Here is a 15,895-nt window from a genome sequence, read left to right as displayed (position 1 = left end):
CCGCAGCCGCCCATTCCCCCGGGGGATGCGCGGAGGCGGCGCCGCGCTCGCCGCCCCCCAGGGGAGGACGGCGGCCGCGGCGCCGCCTCGGCGACGTCGAGCGGGCTGTGCCCTACTTGCCCTTCTTCGCCTGCTTCGCGGCGTGCTTGATGTTCTCGGTGACCAGCTCGAAGGAGCTCTTCTTCCGGGCCTTGCCCAGGGTCAGGGAGGCCAGGGCGACGGCGCCGGTGACGGCGTAGACGGAGGGCCAGGCGCCGATCTTCTTGGCCAGCGGGTGGGACAGGCCGAAGGCGGCGGTGTACGCGCCGGTCAGCAGCGCGGCCCGCCCGGCTCCGGCGTTGCGCTTCCAGCCGCGGAAGGCCGCCGCGCCGGCCACCGCCAGCACGGCCCCGCCCAGGGGGCGGTTGCCGGTGGCCCGGGCCACGGAGTAGCCGCCGATCAGTCCGGTGGCGGAGGTCAGGGTCGGGCCGAGGGTCTTGGTCAGAGCGGACATGGGTGTCTCCTGGGGGTCGGGCGAACGGTGCTCACCCTCCGGTATATCCCACCCGCGCCCCCTGCGGCCACCGACTGCGGCGAGCGCCACGCGCGCGAAGCGGCGGATGCGGGACAGGGCGGATGCGGGACAATGGGGAGCATGCAGAAGATGAACGTCGAATCCTTCAACCTGGACCACACCAAGGTGGCCGCCCCCTACGTGCGGATCGCGGACCGGAAGGAGCTGCCGGGAGGGGACGTGCTGATCAAGTACGACGTCCGCTTCACCCAGCCCAACCGGGACCACCTGGACATGAAGACGGTGCACTCCATCGAGCACCTGAGCGCCGAGCACATGCGCAACCACACGGACGCGCTGATCGACTTCTCCCCCATGGGCTGCCAGACCGGCTTCTACGCGCTGACCCTGGGCCTGGAGCCGGAGCGGTTCGCCCCGATCCTGGAGGCTACCTTCCGGGACATCCTGGCCGCCGACGAGGTTCCCGCGGCCAACGAGACCCAGTGCGGCTGGGGCGCGAACCACTCCCTGGCCGGGGCGCAGGAGGCCGTGCGCGGCTTCCTGGCCGCCCGGGACTCCTGGGACGAGGTCTACGCGTGAGCCAGCAGGAGCACACGCGGTCGACGGCAGCTGCCGACGTCGAACCGACGGCCCCCGCCGCCGATGCCGCGGCGCCTTCGCCGCTCGACCCGGAGACCGCGGCGGCCCTGCGCGGCGGCGCCGTCGTCCTGGTGGCGATGGATGAAGAGGAGGCGCCCTTCCTGGACCGCGGCACGGCCCTGGCCGAGCCGGTCCGGCTGGGCCACGCCCGCGCCACCGCCCTGCGCTGCGGTGCTCAGACGATTCTGCTGGTGCGCACCGGCATCGGGCTGGCCAACGCCGCGAGCGCGGCCGCCGCGGCCCTCCTGCTGGCCCGGCCCCGGGCCGTGGTCTCCGCGGGCTCGGCCGGGGGCCTGCACGCGGAGGTGGAGGTCGGCGACGTCGTGGTGGGCACCGATTACGCGTACACGGACGCGGATGCCACCGCCTTCGGCTACGTGCGCGGGCAGGTGCCCGGGATGCCGGCGAGCTACCCCGGGGACGAGGACCTGCTGGCCGCCGCCCGCGCCCTGCCCGCCCAGGAGGAGGGCGTCCGGCGCTTCGGGCCGATGCTGGCCGGCGGCTCCTTCGTGACCGCCGCGAACGTCGCCGACACCCGACAGGCCTTCCCGCGGGCGCTGAGCACGGACATGGAGACCACGGCGATCGCCCAGGTCGCCGCCGGGTACGGCGTGCCGTTCCTGTCCGTGCGCGGGATCTCGGATCTGTGCGGACCGGCCGCGGATCAGGACTTCCACCTGGCCGTGGAGATCGTCGCCGAGCGCTCCGCCCGCACCGTCCTGGCCCTGCTCGACGCCGCCTGAGCGGGCCTTGAGCCCCCGCACCACCGACCCGAGGCCTGGCGCGCCCCGCGCCCGACCACCGACCACCGCCGCCGCACCCCGCGGCGACCGGAGAGGAGAGAACACCATGAACCACCACGTCCTGCGCGACGGACACGAGATCCCCGCCATCGGCTACGGGACCTACCCCATGGACGACGCCGAGTCCGAGGCGAACGTCTCCGAGGCCATCCGGCGCGGTTACCGCCTGATCGACACGGCCGCCCAGTACAGCAACGAGGAGGGCGTGGGCCGCGGGATCCGCGCCGCCTCCCCCGACGTCGAGCGGGAGAAGCTGTTCGTGCAGACCAAGCTGGCCGGCAAGGACCACGGGTACGACAAGACCCTGGCCGCCTGCAAGGAGTCGCTGCGTCGGCTCGGCCTGGAGTACCTGGACCTGTACCTGATCCACTGGCCCAACCCGAGCGTGGACCTGTACGTGGAGTCCTGGAAGGCGATGATCGAGCTGCGCGAGCAGGGCCTGGTCCGCTCGATCGGGACCTCCAACTTCCTCCCGGAGCACCTGCAGCGCCTGGAGGAGGAGACCGGGGAGATGCCCGTGGTCAACCAGATCGAGGTGCAGGTGCAGTACCAGCAGGAGGCCCTGCGCGGCTTCCACGACGAGCACCGCATCATCACCCAGGCCTGGTCCCCGCTGGGGCGGATGAAGGCGCTGGCCGAGGACTCCGCCGTCGGGCAGATCGCCGATCAGATCGGGGCCACCCCCGCCCAGGTGGTGCTGCGCTGGCACGTGCAGAACCACATCATCCCGCTGCCCAAGAGCGCGAACCCGGAGCGGATGGAGCAGAACCTCAACGTGTTCGACTGGGAGCTGTCCGAGGAGGACATGCAGAAGCTGCACCTGGCGCACACCGGCATCGGGCTGAAGGGCTACGACCCCCGCACCCACGAGGAGTTCTGAGACACCTCCTCTCTTCCCTACTGCGCCGAGTCATCGCTTTCGACGAGAATCCGCGCGATTTTCTGTTGGAAGTGATGACTCGGCGCAGGGGGCGAGCGCGGGTAGGGGTGGGGGCTAGGGCAGGTTGAGGGCGCAGCGGGCGTCGGCCACGTCCTGGTGCATCTGCTCGATCAGGGCCTCCATGCCCCGGTAGGCCACCATGGGCCGCAGGTGCGCCACGAACTCCAGGCGCACGTGCTGCCCGTATAGGTCGAAGTCCTCCACCCGCTCCTTCGGCCGGTCCATGACGTGGGCCTCCACCTGCCGGGACACACCCTCGAAGGTCGGATTGGAGCCCACCGAGATCGCCACCGGCCAGCGGGTGCCGGCCTCATCGAACAGCCACCCGGCGTACACCCCGTCCGCCGGGACCAGCCCGTCCGAATCCGGGGCCATGTTGGCGGTGGGGAAGCCCAGCTCGCGTCCGCGGGCCGCCCCGTGCACCACCTCCCCGCTCATCCGGTGGTGCCGACCCAGCAGCCGCGCGGCCTCCTCGACGTCGCCGGCGGCCAGCAGCTCCCGGATCCAGGTGGAGGAGAAGCGACGGGATTCCTCCCCGCCCTCGCCGTCGGCGGCGAGATCCTCCACCACGACGACGTCGAAGCCGTACCGGCGGCCCAGCTCCCGCATGGTCTCCAGATCCCCGGCGTTGTCTCGGCCGAAGCGCACGTCCGCGCCGATCACCACGGCCTTCGCGCCCAGGGCATCCACGAAGGTCTCCCGGATGAAGTCCTCGGGCGTGGTCCGGGCGAACTCCAGGGAGTAGGGCAGCAGCAGCAGGGCGTCCAGCCCGGTGTCGGCCATCAGCAGCCGGCAGTCGTCCCACCCCATGATCGGGTGGTGCGGCCGGTCGGGGCGGTGCACCTGGGCCGGGTGCGGATCGAAGGTGACCGCCACCGAGCGGGCCCGCCGGGCGCGGGCCTGATCCACCACCTGCGAGAGCACGCGCACGTGCCCGCGGTGCACGCCGTCGAAGTTGCCGATGGTGACCACGCTGGGACCGAAGTCCTCGGGCACCTGCCCGAGGCTGGTGAAGCACTGCACGCCCGCGGCCCCTAGCGCTTGCCCGCGGTCTCGGAGCCCGCCGGGCGCACCCCGTGGGGGCCGGCGGCCATCTCGCGACGGATGCGGTTGGCCTTGGTGATCCACGCGTACCAGACGAGCAGGCACGGCGGGATGACCAGGTCCAGGATCATCAGCACGATCGAGGACCAGTGCGGCAGCCCGAAGAAGGCCCAGGCCAGCACGCGCCCGATCCCGCCGAGGAACACGGTGCAGCACACGAAGCTGAGGGTGTTGGCCCACTGGAACTTGATCGCGATGCCGACGAACGCCGCACCGACCCCGCACAGCACGGCGGCCAGCCCGCCGTATGCGGAGGCGATGGTGGTGCCGGGTTCGGGGTTCCCGCCCGGCAGGGAGCCGGCCCCGGCCAGGACCTGCCACACCCCGTAGGCGATGATCAGGACGCCGTACACGGCGATGGCCAGGCGGAACAGGGACCAGTCGTGCGGGCTGCCGTCCTCCTTGGAGGCCGGGGAGGACCCGGAGGGGGCGGAGCCGGCCGCGCCCCGGCGGGCCTTGACGGAGGTCTTGGCACCAGCCGGGGCCGACGCCGCGGCCGCGGACCGGCTCGACGTCGCGGCCGCGCCGTCGGCACCGCGGGACCCGGGCTGAGTCATTGCACCACCCTGTGCTGCGGTGCCGCGCTCGGCGGCGGCCTCCCGGGAGGTGGCCTGCCGGGAGGGGCTGCGCGGGGCCGAGCCGGGGGCCCGGCCGGCGCCGGCCTCCCGGGCGGAGGCCGCGGCGGCGTCGCCGCGGGTCCCCTCCCCGGACCCGGCGGTCCAGGGTTCGCGGGCGGCGGGCTCCCCCGCGGCGGAGCGGGAGGACTCGGGACGGGGCTCAGTGCTCATGATCGGTGCCTTTCTGCTGCGGGGCCGCGCTCCGCGCGGTGATGTCTCCAGGGTACGCACCGCCGGCCGCGGTGCGCGCCAGCACATGCTCGCCGGGTCGGGTCCGCGTCGGCGGAGCGACCCCGGCGGATCAGGTTAGCCGAGTCAGCCTCGGCGGGTGGAGGGCCGGTTCCGGCGCAGCCACAGCAGGCCGATCACCGGCAGCACCAGCGGGACGTAGCCGTAGCCGGAGCCGAAGTGGGACCACACCGAGGCCTTGGGGAACAGCTCCGGGGCGGCCAGGGACAGGACCCCGACGGCGAGCACACCGGCCAGCTCGATGCCCACCGTCCACACCGACACCCAGTAGGCCCGCAGCGAGGTCTTCGCCAGGGCGATGGTCGCGACCACGTAGATCGCGGCGGCCACCCCGGAGAGGATGAAGGAGACCGGGGCCTCGTCGAAGCGGAAGATCAGCTGGATCAGCGCCCGGCAGCCTGCGGCCAAGGAGAACAGGGCGTAGACCGCCACGAGCAGCCGACCGGGACCGGAGGACTTGGCGGCCGGGCCGGGCGGTGGGGACGGGGCCGTCGAGGCGGCGTCGTGCTGCCGGCCGGGCTGCTCGGGGGTGGTGCTCATGGGCGTGGGTGGCCTTTCCTTCCGGGCCCGTGGGCCCGTGCGACGTCGATGGGTGGGGCGGCGGTGCCTCGGCAGGGGTGCCGGAGTCGCGGCTGGATGCCGCGGCCTCCCGGGGTGTGGTCTCGGCGGGTCCGCCGCCGCTGCGCATCAGGCTGGTCATCCGCGGATCGAGCGACCATGGATCCGATTCCGGCGGTAGGCTGACCTCATCCACTCGGATGGCGACAGGACACCAATATGGTACGCGCTCCCCCGACCGGCAGATCCAGCGGTGCGCAGAACCTCATGCACGCCGTCATGCACGGCGCGACGACGCCGCTCCCGCCTCCGGCTGCGTGACCGGGAACCGCAGCCGCTGGAGCCCCCCCACTCCGAGAGGGACCCCCATCATGATCCTCGCCGCCACCTCCTCCCCCTATCAGTCCGGGCCCCGTGTCCTGGTGGTCCTCTGCCTCTTCGCCATCCCGTTCATCATCGGGACATCCAACCTCGTCGTGGCCATCTGGGCGCTCGCGCAGCTGAAGGGCACGCAGCGGCGCATCACCGAGCTCGAGACGCAGCAGGGCCTCGACGGGCAGCGCGCCACCGGTCGGAACGGGCAGAACGGGCAGGTGCAGTGATGCTCCTCGTCCTCCTGGTCCTCGGCCTCCCCATCCAGGTCCTCACCGCTGTCCTGATGATCAACGTCATCCTCGGCCTGCGCCGGGCCCGGACGCGCGTCTACGAGCTGGAGCTCCAGCGGCGGCCGCGTGACCGGCGCTGAGGCGGCCTGAGATCGTCTGCGCCGCAGCCCAGGGCTGGCCGACGACGCCGTCTCCGGGGACGGTCGGCTCACCGGGGCGCGTGCTGGGTGGTGCAGCCTCGCCCCGTGGACGCCCTGCTCCCGCACGGCCGCAGGCGCGGGCGCGCAGAAGCCTGGAGGCGTTGGGGTCAGTAGTAGTACCAGAGCATGTTCATCCGCTGCACCATGACCGCGATGATCGGTCCGGCCACCGCGAGCATCAGGGTGGACCAGCGGGTCCGCTCGGCCAGGGACCAGATGAAGGTGCCCGCGGGGATGATCATCGCGGTCAGCAGGTAGCCGTAGTACTCCCAGGCGTCCCCGGCGGGCCCGTCCGTGGCGATCTGCATGATGATCGAGCCGACCAGGTACACGATGAGGAACAGCTCCAGCACCAGCACCGACCCCTGGGAGAAGTCATCCGGGGCCTTGCCCCGCAGAAACTGCACGAGGCAGATCAGCCCGGAGATCCCGCCGAGGACCACGCTGATCCAGAACCACAGGTCGTATCCGGCGATCACGGGGCCCCCTCCCCCGCGGCGGCCGATGCGCCGGCGTCGGGCCCCGTTTCGGGCCCGTCGAAGCGCTGCCCGGAGGCGAAGACCAGGTGGGGCACCGCGACCTCCCGTCCGCGGCGGCGCTGGTCCTGCAGCAGGGCCACGAGGGTGCCGTCCGGGGCGAAGCCCGCGCTCAGCGCGGCGACCGGAACGATCCCCTCCCCCGCGCCCGTGCTGACCCGCTCGGACTCCGCGGAGGCGGGCGCCTGGCCCTCGGGGCGGGTCCCGCTGGGGGTGATCCATCGCCCGTTGGAGACGTCGGTGGCTTCGGCGCCGGTGAGCCGGCGCTCGCGGAACAGCCGCCGGGCGGCCTCCTGCAGCGGCAGCAGGGGCAGCCCCTGCCCGGTCTCGCGCCGCGCGGAGAGCTCCTCCAGGGTCGCCACATCCGCCAGCCCCACCTGCCCGATGCGGGTGCGGCGCAGCGCGGTCAGGTGCCCGCCAACCCCCAGGGCCGCGCCGAGGTCCCGGGCCAGGGCCCGGATGTAGGTCCCGGAGGAGCAGGACACGCTCACGCACAGATCCAGCACCGGGACGCCGTTCGCGCCCGTGGTGCGCACGCGCTCGTGCACGGTGAACTCGTCGATCCTCACGGGTCGTGCGCTCAGCGCCACCTGCTCCCCGGAGCGCACCCGGGCGTAGGAGCGCTTCCCGTCCACCTTGATCGCGGACACCGCGGAGGGCACCTGCTGGATGTCCCCGGTCAGCCCGGCCACGGCGGCGTCCACCGCGGCGTCCTCCAGGGCCTCCACGGCCCCGGCGGGGGCGGTCGCGGTGGTCTCGCCCTCGGCGTCGTCGGTCACGGTGGAGGCGCCCAGCCGGATCACGGCGTCGTAGCTCTTGGTCTCCCCGGTGATCCAGGTCAGCAGCTTGGTGGCCTGGTTGATCCCGAGGATCAGCACGCCGGTGGCCATGGGGTCCAGGGTGCCGGCGTGACCCACCCGGCGGGTCCCGGCCAGGCGGCGGGTGCGCGCGACGACGTCGTGGCTGGTCAGCCCGGCGGGCTTGTCCACCACGAGCAGCCCGGAGGGCCCGGTGCTGTCCCTGCTGCCGCGTGCCACCTAGTCGGCGTCCTCCGCGGAGTCCTCATCTCGGCGGACCTGCGGAGTCCCGGAGTCCGGCTCGGCCGCGGCCTCGTCGTCGAAGTCCTCCTCGACGGGGTCGTAGCCGTCGAGGATCTGCTCGGTCTCGTCGTGCTCCTGGTCCTCGCGGTCCTTCTTGTACGGGTCCGCCTCCCCGGCGTACTGGGCGCCGATGGAGGAGGCGGCGACCTCGGCGTCGCGCTCGCGGGCGGTGCGCAGGATCTGCTCGAGGTGGCTGGCGTTCTCCGGGACCTCGTCGGGCACGAAGGTCAGGGTGGGGGTCAGCCGGGCGGTGATGTTCCTGCCGACCTCGGAGCGCAGGATGCCCTTGGCCGATTCGAGGGCGGCGCGGGTGCCGGCCTTCTCCTCGTCGGTGCCGTAGACCGTGTAGTAGACGGTGGCGTGCTGGAGGTCGTTGGTCACGCGGGCGTCGGTGACGGTCACGAAGCCCAGGCGTGGGTCCTTGACCCGTCGCTCCAGGGCGCGGGCCACGATGACCTTGATCCGGTCGGCCAGGCGGGCGGCGCGGGCGGCATCAGCCATGGGACTTCTCCTTGCACACGACGACGGCACACCGTGCGGTGCGCCCCTGTCAGTTTAGTGGATCCGCGACCCTCCCGAAGGACGACGAGCCGCCGTCGGGCGGATCCCACAGCTGGGAATCCGCGCCGACGGCGGCTCGCTCAGTGGCACCGACCTGCGGCCGGCACGGGGCCCGGGGTCAGTCCCGGGGCTTCTCGCGCATCTCCCAGGTCTCGATGACGTCGCCCTCCTTGATGTCGTTGAAGGAGCCGAGCCCGATGCCGCACTCGTAGCCCTCGCGCACCTCGGTGGCGTCATCCTTGAAGCGGCGCAGGGACTCGATGGTCAGGTTGTCCCCGACCACGTTCCCGTCCCGGACCAGGCGGGCCTTCGCGTTGCGGCGGATCACGCCGTCGCGCACGATCGACCCGGCGATGTTGCCCCACTTGGAGGAGCGGAAGACCTCGCGGATCTCCGCGGAGCCCAGGGCCACCTCCTCGTACTCGGGCTTGAGCATTCCCTTCAGGGCCTGCTCGACCTCCTCGATCGCCTGGTAGATGACCGAGTAGAACTTCATCTCCACGCCCTCGCGGTCCGCGAGCTCCTGCACGCGCTCCGCCGGACGGACGTTGAACCCGATGATGATCGCGTTGTCCACGGTCGCCAGGTTGACGTCGTTCTGGGTGATCGCGCCGACGCCGCGGTGGATCACGCGCAGCTGGACCTCGTCCCCGTCGCCGACCTCGATCTTGTACAGGGCGTCCTCCAGGGCCTCCACGGCACCGGAGACGTCGCCCTTGATGATCAGGTTCAGGGTGTCCATCTTGCCCTCGGAGACGGCTTCGTCGAAGTTCTCCAGGGTGACGCGCTTGCGGCGCTTGGCCAGCTGGGCGTTGCGGTCCGCGGCCTCGCGCTTCTCCGCGATCTGGCGGGCGGTGCGCTCCTCCCCGGTGGACAGGAAAGTGTCCCCCGCCCGCGGCACGGTGTTCAGACCGAGCACCTGCACGGGCCGGGACGGGCCGGCCTCCTCCACGGAGGCGCCGGTCTCGTCGAACATCGCCCGCACGCGGCCGTGGGCCACACCGGCGACGATCGCGTCCCCGACGTGCAGGGTCCCGGACTGGACCAGGACGGTGGAGACCGCGCCGCGGCCCTTGTCCAGGTTGGCCTCGATGGCCACGCCGCGAGCTTCCTTGTCCGGGTTCGCCTTCAGATCCAGCGCGCCGTCGGCGGTCAGGGTGATCGCCTCCAGCAGCTCGTCGATGTGCTGGCCCTGGCGGGCGGAGATGTCCACGAACATGGTGTCCCCGCCATACTCCTCGGGCACCAGACCGTACTCGGTGAGCTGACCGCGGATCTTCTCCGGGTTCGCGCCCTCCTTGTCGATCTTGTTCACCGCGACCACGATCGGCACGTCCGCCGCCTGGGCGTGGTTCAGCGCCTCGACGGTCTGCGGCATGACGCCGTCGTCCGCGGCGACCACCAGCACGGCGATGTCGGTGACCTTGGCACCGCGGGCGCGCATGGCGGTGAACGCCTCGTGACCCGGGGTGTCGATGAAGGTCAGCTTCCGGTCCTCGCCGTCCACCTGGGTGGTGATCTGGTAGGCGCCGATGTGCTGGGTGATGCCGCCGGCCTCGCCCTCGATGACGTTGGTGTGCCGGATGGCGTCCAGCAGGCGGGTCTTGCCGTGGTCCACGTGGCCCATGACGGTGACCACCGGGGGCCGGGCCTGCAGCTGCTCCTCGGTCTCGGCTTCGCGCTCGCCCTCCAGGTCGATGTCGAAGGACTCGAACAGCTCGCGCTCCTCGTCCTCCGGGGAGACGACCTCGACCTTGTAGCCCAGCTCCTCGCCGAGGACCTTGAAGGTGTCCTCATCCAGGGACTGGGTCTGGGTTACCATCTCGCCCATGTGCACGAGCACGGTCACCAGCGAGGCCGGGTTGGCGTTGATCTTCTCCGCGAAGTCCATGACGGAGGCGCCGCGGCGCAGCCGGATGGTCTGGCCGTTGCCCCGGGGGACGACGACGCCGCCCACCGTGGGCGCCTGCATCTGCTCCAGCTCGTGGCGCTTGGCCTGCTTGGACTTGCGCTGCTTGCGGCGGGAGTGCCCGCGCCCGAAGGCGCCCTGGGCGTTGCCCCGGCCGCCGCGACCGGCCCCACCGCGGGCGGGACCGCCGCCGGGGCCGCCCCGGCGCGGGCCGTGGTTGGAGCCCGGCGCACCGGCGCGCGGACCCACCCCGGCCGGCATCTTGGCCGGCATCATGTTGGGGCTGGGGCGGTTGCCGCCGCCGGGACGCGGGGCGGCCGGACGGGGACCGCCCTGACCGGCGCCCTGAGCCGGACGCGGACCGCCCGGGCGGGGACCGCCCTGGCCCGGACGGGGTCCGCCGGGGCGCGGGCCGCCCTGGCCGGCGCCCTGGCCCGGACGCGGGGCACCGGGACGGGGACCGCTGCGGCGCTCACCCTGACCGGCCCCGCGACCCGCACCGGAGCCGCGCATGCCCTGCTGGGAGGCGAAGGGGTTGTTGCCCGGACGCGGGGCCCCCGGCTTGGGGGCGGAGCCGCGCGAGGCGGACGGGCGCGGACCGGGGGTCGGTGCCTCGGAGCCCTTCATGCCCTGCTGGGTGGAGAAGGGGTTGTTGCCGGGCTTGGGCCCGGGCTTCTGCCCCGGCTTGGGGGCGTTGGACGGCTTGGCCGCGGGACGCGCCGGAGCGGACGGGGCCGACTCGGAGGCGCCCTGCTCGGTCTTGGCCTGCGGGGCGGGCTGGGCAGGGGCCTGCTGGCCGGCGGGCTTGCCCATCTGCGCGGGGCTGGGCGCGGTCTTCCCGGCCGTCTTGTGGGTGGCGGCGGGGCGGTTGCCCGCGCCGGAGGGCTTCGGGGCGGAGCCCTTGGCCGCGGAGTCCTTGGCGGGCTCCTGCTTCTTCACGCGGTCCGCGAAGGCGGCGCGCAGCTTCTTCTCCACGGGGGGCTCCACCGTGGAGGAGGCGCCTCGGACGTATTCGCCGAGTTCCTGCAGTTTGGCAACGGCCTCTTTCGAGGGGATGCCGAGCTCTTTGGCGAGCTCGTGGACGCGGGGCTTGGCCACATTACTCCTGTCTCGGTCCGAGCCGAAACAGGCTCGGGCCGGTCAAATCCGTATAAGGGTCTCGCGGTGCGCGGGCATCGCGAGCACGCCGTGGGCAGAGCACACTGAAGCACTCATCGCGCGGCACTCATCGGGTTTCCATCGGTCTTCTGACTCGCTTTCCATGGGGCGGCGCCGGCAGGCGCCTCCCGTCGACATCGGCGGTGGGGTGAGCTCTCCCGCTGCCGTGCGGCCGCGCTGACCTCACCAGGAGGTGAGCAGCGGCGCGGGATCGACGGCGCGGCGGAACGCTCGGGCGAAGGACCTCGTCCTCTCCGCGCGCTCCAGGCACTCCCGTCGGGGGTGCAGCCACGCTCCGCGGCCGGGGGCGGACCGGGTGGGGTCCGCGACGACCTGGGGCACGGCGGCGTCGGCGGGATGGGAGAGCACCACACGGACCAGTGCGGTGCGGTCCTCGATCCGGCGGCATCCGATGCACGTGCGCTGACCGGCGGGGGAGGACACAGCGGTTCGACCCCTTTCGGTGCTCGGCGGGCGCGCGCGGATGCGACGGTTCGACGACCGCAGACCAGTCTAGCCCCTGCCCGGCGCGGAACCCAAGACCGAGAGGCAGGACACAGATCGTGTGAGGCGCGGTGCGACCGCGGCCTCAGCCGCGGGGGGACGCGGAGCGATCCGCGCCGGAGCCTGCGGCCTTGGACTGGGCGACGATGTCGATGCGCCACCCGGTCAGCTTCGCGGCCAGCCGGGCGTTCTGCCCCTCCTTGCCGATGGCCAGGGACAGCTGGTCATCCGGCACGATCGCGCGGGCCTGGAAGCGCCCCGCGGGGTCCGTCTCCACCCGGGAGACCTTGGCCGGGCTCAGCGCGCCGGCGATGAACTGGGCCGGGTCCTCGGACCAGGTGACGATGTCGATCTTCTCGTCGTTCAGCTCGGAGGTCACCGCCCGGACTCGGGAGCCCATCTCCCCGATGCACGCGCCCTTGGCGTTGATGCCGGGTCGGGTCGCGTGCACCGCGATCTTGGTGCGGTGCCCGGCCTCGCGGGCCACGGACTTGATCTCCACCTCGCCCTGGGCGATCTCCGGGACCTCGTGCTCGAACAGGCGGCGCACCAGATCCGGGTGGGTGCGGGACAGGGTGATGGACGGGCCCTTGAAGCCGCGGCGAGCCTCGACCACGTAGGCGCGCAGCCGGGTCCCGTGCGGGTACTTCTCCCGCGGGGACTGCTCGTGCTCGGGCAGCACGGCCTCCACGGTGCCCAGGTCCACGTGGACCATGCCCCCGCGACCGCCCTGCTGGACCTGCCCCGAGACCAGCTGGCCCTCGCGGTTGCGGAAGTCCCCGAGCACCTGCTCGTCCTCGGCCTCGCGCAGGCGCTGGAAGATCACCTGGCGGGCGGTGGCCGCGGCGATGCGCCCGAAGTTCTTCGGGGTGTCGTCGAACTCGCCGATGCGCTGGCCGTCCTCGTCCACCTCGGGGGCCCAGATGCTCACCCGGCCGGTGGTGCGGTCCACGTGCGCGCGGGCCCCGCGGATGGCGCCGGGGTTCTTCTCGTAGGCCAGCAGCAGCGCGGATTCGATCATGGAGATCAGGGTCTCCACGGGGATCTCGCGCTCCTTCTCCAGGAGGCGAAGGTTGCTCATATCGATATCCACGGTCGAACCTCTCTCGCTGCTGATCGTCTCCCACGGGCGGGACCCCGCTGATGCTGATCGCGCGGGCCGGTCGCCTCCGCGATCGGGAGGCGACCGGCCCGCGGTCCGGGGCCAGTCTACTCGGCGTCCGCCGGACCGGAGAACTCCACCTCCACCTGGGCCTTGCGCACCGACGCCGGGTCCAGGGCTTCCTGCTCGTGATAGGACTCCGGCTGGCCCTTGCGGGTGTTCTTCCGACGCCGGATCAGGGCGCGCACCCCGTCGGCGCCCTCCTCCACGGCATCCAGGCGGGCCAGGAACGCCTCCCCCTCCTGCGGGGTGATCCGCAGCAGGCGCCCGCGGGCCCGCTTCCAGTGGCGGGTCTGCATGAGCTTCCGGGTGGCCCCCGGGGAGGTGACCTCCAGCAGGTAGGCGGTCTCCGGCTCCTCGGGATCCGCGTCCAGCGCGGCAGAGACCGCCTGGGAGACCTCCCCCAGGGTGTCCAGGGACACGGAGCCCTCGGCGTCCTCGGGCAGATCGACGACGACGGCGAGGGTCTGGCCGTTGCCGGCCCCGCGGGCGGTGACCTCCTCCAGTACGAGGTCGAAGGAGGCCAGCACCGGGCGGATCAGCTGCTCGATCCGCTCCAGGTCCACGGTCTCGGCCAGCCCTCGGCGCGGGTGGGCCTGCTCGGAGTAGTCGGCGTGGGCCTTCTGCCGGGCCAGCTTCCGCCGGGATCGGGACGTGGAGGACTTCTTGGCGTGGTCCTTGGACATGGGCTCTCCTTCGGCACGCCCCGGCCGGTGCGGTGAGGGCGGGCGATGCTCGGTGCCGGGCGGGGCGGCGTCGCGCCTTTCCGATCCGGACGGTCTGCGCTGATCTGGTCTGGTCTGGTCTCGGGTGCTTCGGGATCCAGGCTATCGCGGGCCGGGCCGGGACCTCGTGGGATGATGGGCAGGTCCCTGCCCCGCCGCCGAAACGAACCTGCGAGGTCCCCCGCCCATGCGCGCCACCGTGCCGAAGACCCTCACCCTCGTGCTCGCCATCGTGCTCATCCTGCTCCTGGCCGGGGGCGGGCTGCTGTGGTGGCGTGTGCAGGACAACCGCCCCGCGCGCGACGCCCAGCGCCAGGCCGCCGCGGATCTGAAGAGCCTGCAGGCCCAGGTGCGCGCCTCCTCCGCGGAGGCCTCCCGGAAGGATCCGATGCTCGCGGACCTGGACGAGCAGCTGAAGGCCCTGGATGCGGGCGTCGTCGAGCAGGCCGCGGGCACGCAGCCTCAAGCGACCCCGGATCTGACGGGCCTGGCCGCCTCCTACGACGACTCCGCAGCCCGCCTGCTTAAGCTGTCCCGCAGCGAGCACGTGGACGCGCAGGGCGCCGCGAGCCTCACCTCGATGGCGGTCGCCCACTGGCTCACCGCCCGCCAGCTGACCGGGCGCCTGGTGCAGGTGGGTCAGCCGGGCTCCGCGGAGTCCCGGGCCCTCGCCGAGCTGACGGGCGTGCCCGCCGTCGGCCCGCTGACGGAGGACGGCACCTGCCCCGCCGGCGACCGGGACGCGAAGGCGCCGGCCGCCCGGCTGGCGGCCGGGTGGGAGGAGGCCGTGTGGTCCGAGCAGGTCCTGCGGGCACGGGCCGGGATCACCGGGGCCTCGGAGCGGGCCGTGGAGCGGGCCGACGCCGCCCAGACCGGACACGAGGCGCAGCTGACCCAGCTGCGCGAGTCCTTCGGATCCGACTGCGGGACCCTGCCCGCCCCGCGGGCCGGCTACCGGGTGGCCGAATCCGAGCCCGGCGCCTTCGTGACCGCCCAGAGCCGGGAGCTGGCCGGGATCGGCTACGCGATGCTGCGGGAGCAGCTGGAGGCGGACGCGGATCGCGACGCCGCCTGGACCCGGTTCGCCGTGCGCACGCTGGCGGTGGAGACCGCCCTGCAGGCCTCGGCGGACCTGGACATCCCGGCCCTGCCCGGCACCGCCGGCTAGGCGGAGATCTCCCGGATCACGTCCCAGCCGGTCTTCAGGATCAGCACCGTCACCACCGCGAGGAACACCGCCCGCACGAAGCCGCTGCCGCGGGCCACTGCGCTGCGCGCCCCGAGCAGCCCGCCGAGCATGTTGCCCGCCCCCAGCAGCAGGCCCAGGCCCCACAGGATGGAGCCGTGCAGGGCGAAGAAGCAGATGGCCCCCAGGTTGGTGGCCAGGTTGGTGACCTTCGCCCGGGCGCTGGCCCGCAGGAAGTCGAAGCCGAGCAGGGTGACCATCGCGATGATGAGGAAGGAGCCCGTGCCCGGGCCCAGCAGCCCGTCGTAGGCGCCGAGCACCAGGCCGATGCCCACGGAGATCCACGCCTGTGCCGCCGCGGACCGCTCGGGGCGGGACACCCGCCCGGCCTGCGGGCGGGCCACCGTGAAGATCAGCACCCCCACCAGGGCGGCCAGGATGACCGGCTTGAACACGGCCGTGGGAAGGGCAGCGGCCAGGGAGGCCCCGCCGAAGCTTCCGGCGAAGGCCACGGCGGCCATCGGCAGGGCGGGGCGGATCCGGGCGGGGGTGCGCCGATGGAAGGTCACCGTGGACACGGCGGTCCCGCACACCGAACCGCACTTGTTCACCGCGAGCGCCTGGACCGGGGTGATGCCGGGCAGCATCAGGACCAGCGTCAGCTGGATCAGCCCTCCCCCGCCGACGACGGCGTCGATCCAGCCCGCCGCGAAGCCGCCGAGCAGCAGCAGCGCCACCAGCCAGGGCTCCACCCCGGTCTCGGGCCACCACAGGCCCGGCGGCCAGGCCGCCAGCGCGCCGAGACCGGGCAGCGCCCCCGCGGTA

18 protein-coding genes are annotated in these 15,895 nt (G+C 73.0%); 6 read left to right on the top strand and 12 right to left on the bottom strand.

Annotated elements, in window-relative coordinates; genetic code table 11:
* Window positions 1–112 precede the first annotated feature (112 nt).
* Window positions 113–493 (bottom strand): hypothetical protein, encoded by a 381-nt coding sequence (locus AC0VXQ_RS03390; protein WP_224799882.1) that lies wholly within the window; start codon window positions 491–493, stop codon window positions 113–115.
* 141 nt (window positions 494–634) lie between these two features.
* Here AC0VXQ_RS03390 and AC0VXQ_RS03385 point away from each other — a divergent pair, with 141 nt between their 5' ends.
* The 3 genes from AC0VXQ_RS03385 (at window position 635) to AC0VXQ_RS03375 (ending at window position 2,836) form a co-directional block, all read left to right on the top strand.
* Window positions 635–1,093, top strand: a complete 459-nt coding sequence (locus tag AC0VXQ_RS03385; RefSeq protein WP_058730232.1) for an S-ribosylhomocysteine lyase — start codon at window positions 635–637, stop codon at window positions 1,091–1,093.
* Window positions 1,090–1,896 carry a 5'-methylthioadenosine/S-adenosylhomocysteine nucleosidase gene (mtnN, locus tag AC0VXQ_RS03380; RefSeq protein WP_242650424.1) on the top strand — a complete coding sequence of 269 codons (807 nt, stop codon included), beginning with the start codon at window positions 1,090–1,092 and terminating at the stop codon, window positions 1,894–1,896. Before AC0VXQ_RS03385 ends, mtnN begins: the two co-directional genes overlap by 4 nt.
* 106 nt (window positions 1,897–2,002) lie before the next feature.
* Window positions 2,003–2,836, top strand: coding sequence for an aldo/keto reductase (locus AC0VXQ_RS03375; protein WP_475529136.1), 834 nt, complete (start codon window positions 2,003–2,005; stop codon window positions 2,834–2,836).
* Window positions 2,837–2,950: 114 nt separating this feature from the next.
* Here AC0VXQ_RS03375 and AC0VXQ_RS03370 read toward each other — a convergent pair whose 3' ends face one another.
* The 3 genes from AC0VXQ_RS03370 to AC0VXQ_RS03360 all read right to left on the bottom strand — a co-directional run bounded on the left by AC0VXQ_RS03370 (window position 2,951) and on the right by AC0VXQ_RS03360 (window position 5,406).
* Window positions 2,951–3,919: a bifunctional riboflavin kinase/FAD synthetase gene (locus AC0VXQ_RS03370; protein ID WP_058730227.1), complete on the bottom strand. Its 969-nt coding sequence runs from the start codon at window positions 3,917–3,919 to the stop codon at window positions 2,951–2,953.
* An 11-nt stretch (window positions 3,920–3,930) separates the two neighbouring features.
* Window positions 3,931–4,788, bottom strand: coding sequence for a DUF4345 domain-containing protein (locus tag AC0VXQ_RS03365; RefSeq protein ID WP_058730228.1), 858 nt, complete (start codon window positions 4,786–4,788; stop codon window positions 3,931–3,933).
* 144 nt (window positions 4,789–4,932) lie between these two features.
* Window positions 4,933–5,406: a hypothetical protein gene (locus tag AC0VXQ_RS03360; RefSeq protein ID WP_232238422.1), complete on the bottom strand. Its 474-nt coding sequence runs from the start codon at window positions 5,404–5,406 to the stop codon at window positions 4,933–4,935.
* 389 nt (window positions 5,407–5,795) lie between these two features.
* On the opposite strand from AC0VXQ_RS03360, the gene AC0VXQ_RS03355 reads away from it, so the two are divergent.
* Both AC0VXQ_RS03355 and AC0VXQ_RS03350 read left to right on the top strand, forming a co-directional pair.
* A complete protein-coding gene (locus AC0VXQ_RS03355) occupies window positions 5,796–6,026 on the top strand; it encodes a hypothetical protein (protein WP_058730229.1) in 231 nt (76 codons plus the stop codon).
* Window positions 6,026–6,169, top strand: coding sequence for a hypothetical protein (locus AC0VXQ_RS03350; protein ID WP_165590122.1), 144 nt, complete (start codon window positions 6,026–6,028; stop codon window positions 6,167–6,169). The genes AC0VXQ_RS03355 and AC0VXQ_RS03350 overlap by 1 nt, the downstream gene beginning before the upstream one ends.
* A gap of 167 nt (window positions 6,170–6,336) precedes the next feature.
* On the opposite strand, the gene AC0VXQ_RS03345 is transcribed toward AC0VXQ_RS03350, so the two are convergent.
* The 7 genes from AC0VXQ_RS03345 to AC0VXQ_RS03315 all read right to left on the bottom strand — a co-directional run bounded on the left by AC0VXQ_RS03345 (window position 6,337) and on the right by AC0VXQ_RS03315 (window position 13,845).
* Window positions 6,337–6,708, bottom strand: a complete 372-nt coding sequence (locus AC0VXQ_RS03345; RefSeq protein WP_058730230.1) for a hypothetical protein — start codon at window positions 6,706–6,708, stop codon at window positions 6,337–6,339.
* A complete protein-coding gene (gene truB / locus AC0VXQ_RS03340) occupies window positions 6,705–7,802 on the bottom strand; it encodes a tRNA pseudouridine(55) synthase TruB (protein WP_058730231.1) in 1,098 nt (365 codons plus the stop codon). Before truB ends, AC0VXQ_RS03345 begins: the two co-directional genes overlap by 4 nt.
* Window positions 7,803–8,366 carry a 30S ribosome-binding factor RbfA gene (rbfA, locus tag AC0VXQ_RS03335; RefSeq protein WP_081046357.1) on the bottom strand — a complete coding sequence of 188 codons (564 nt, stop codon included), beginning with the start codon at window positions 8,364–8,366 and terminating at the stop codon, window positions 7,803–7,805.
* Between the two features lie 178 nt (window positions 8,367–8,544).
* Window positions 8,545–11,433, bottom strand: coding sequence for a translation initiation factor IF-2 (gene infB, locus AC0VXQ_RS03330; RefSeq protein ID WP_133566212.1), 2,889 nt, complete (start codon window positions 11,431–11,433; stop codon window positions 8,545–8,547).
* Window positions 11,434–11,676: 243 nt separating this feature from the next.
* The gene (locus AC0VXQ_RS03325; RefSeq protein WP_055684411.1) at window positions 11,677–11,937 is read right to left on the bottom strand and encodes a YlxR family protein; all 261 of its coding nucleotides are present in this window, start codon (window positions 11,935–11,937) and stop codon (window positions 11,677–11,679) included.
* A gap of 145 nt (window positions 11,938–12,082) precedes the next feature.
* Window positions 12,083–13,090: a transcription termination factor NusA gene (gene nusA / locus AC0VXQ_RS03320; RefSeq protein WP_055684410.1), complete on the bottom strand. Its 1,008-nt coding sequence runs from the start codon at window positions 13,088–13,090 to the stop codon at window positions 12,083–12,085.
* Window positions 13,091–13,206: 116 nt separating this feature from the next.
* Window positions 13,207–13,845 (bottom strand): ribosome maturation factor RimP, encoded by a 639-nt coding sequence (locus tag AC0VXQ_RS03315; RefSeq protein ID WP_055684409.1) that lies wholly within the window; start codon window positions 13,843–13,845, stop codon window positions 13,207–13,209.
* Between the two features lie 226 nt (window positions 13,846–14,071).
* On the opposite strand from AC0VXQ_RS03315, the gene AC0VXQ_RS03310 reads away from it, so the two are divergent.
* The gene (locus AC0VXQ_RS03310) at window positions 14,072–15,052 is read left to right on the top strand and encodes a hypothetical protein (protein WP_055684408.1); all 981 of its coding nucleotides are present in this window, start codon (window positions 14,072–14,074) and stop codon (window positions 15,050–15,052) included.
* Here AC0VXQ_RS03310 and AC0VXQ_RS03305 read toward each other — a convergent pair.
* Entirely contained in the window at window positions 15,049–15,843 is a 795-nt protein-coding gene (locus tag AC0VXQ_RS03305) for a sulfite exporter TauE/SafE family protein (RefSeq protein WP_055684449.1), read from the bottom strand. The two genes, AC0VXQ_RS03310 and AC0VXQ_RS03305, sit on opposite strands and share 4 nt — an antisense overlap.
* Window positions 15,844–15,895: the final 52 nt, after the last annotated feature.

This window comes from Rothia sp. QJM3NY_36 (assembly GCF_056173115.1).
This window is presented reverse-complemented; position numbering and strand designations above follow the sequence as displayed.

Bases quoted from the DNA above. Each gene is read 5' to 3' on its own strand.
- AC0VXQ_RS03390 (WP_224799882.1), bottom strand. From the start codon at position 493: ATGTCCGCTCTGACCAAGACCCTCGGCCCGACCCTGACCTCCGCCACC.
- AC0VXQ_RS03315 (WP_055684409.1), bottom strand. From the start codon at position 13,845: ATGTCCAAGGACCACGCCAAGAAGTCCTCCACGTCCCGATCCCGGCGG.
- AC0VXQ_RS03310 (WP_055684408.1), top strand. From the start codon at position 14,072: ATGCGCGCCACCGTGCCGAAGACCCTCACCCTCGTGCTCGCCATCGTG.
- AC0VXQ_RS03365 (WP_058730228.1), bottom strand. From the start codon at position 4,788: ATGAGCACTGAGCCCCGTCCCGAGTCCTCCCGCTCCGCCGCGGGGGAG.
- AC0VXQ_RS03350 (WP_165590122.1), top strand. From the start codon at position 6,026: ATGCTCCTCGTCCTCCTGGTCCTCGGCCTCCCCATCCAGGTCCTCACC.
- AC0VXQ_RS03375 (WP_475529136.1), top strand. From the start codon at position 2,003: ATGAACCACCACGTCCTGCGCGACGGACACGAGATCCCCGCCATCGGC.
- rbfA (WP_081046357.1), bottom strand. From the start codon at position 8,366: ATGGCTGATGCCGCCCGCGCCGCCCGCCTGGCCGACCGGATCAAGGTC.
- AC0VXQ_RS03360 (WP_232238422.1), bottom strand. From the start codon at position 5,406: ATGAGCACCACCCCCGAGCAGCCCGGCCGGCAGCACGACGCCGCCTCG.
- AC0VXQ_RS03385 (WP_058730232.1), top strand. From the start codon at position 635: ATGCAGAAGATGAACGTCGAATCCTTCAACCTGGACCACACCAAGGTG.
- AC0VXQ_RS03355 (WP_058730229.1), top strand. From the start codon at position 5,796: ATGATCCTCGCCGCCACCTCCTCCCCCTATCAGTCCGGGCCCCGTGTC.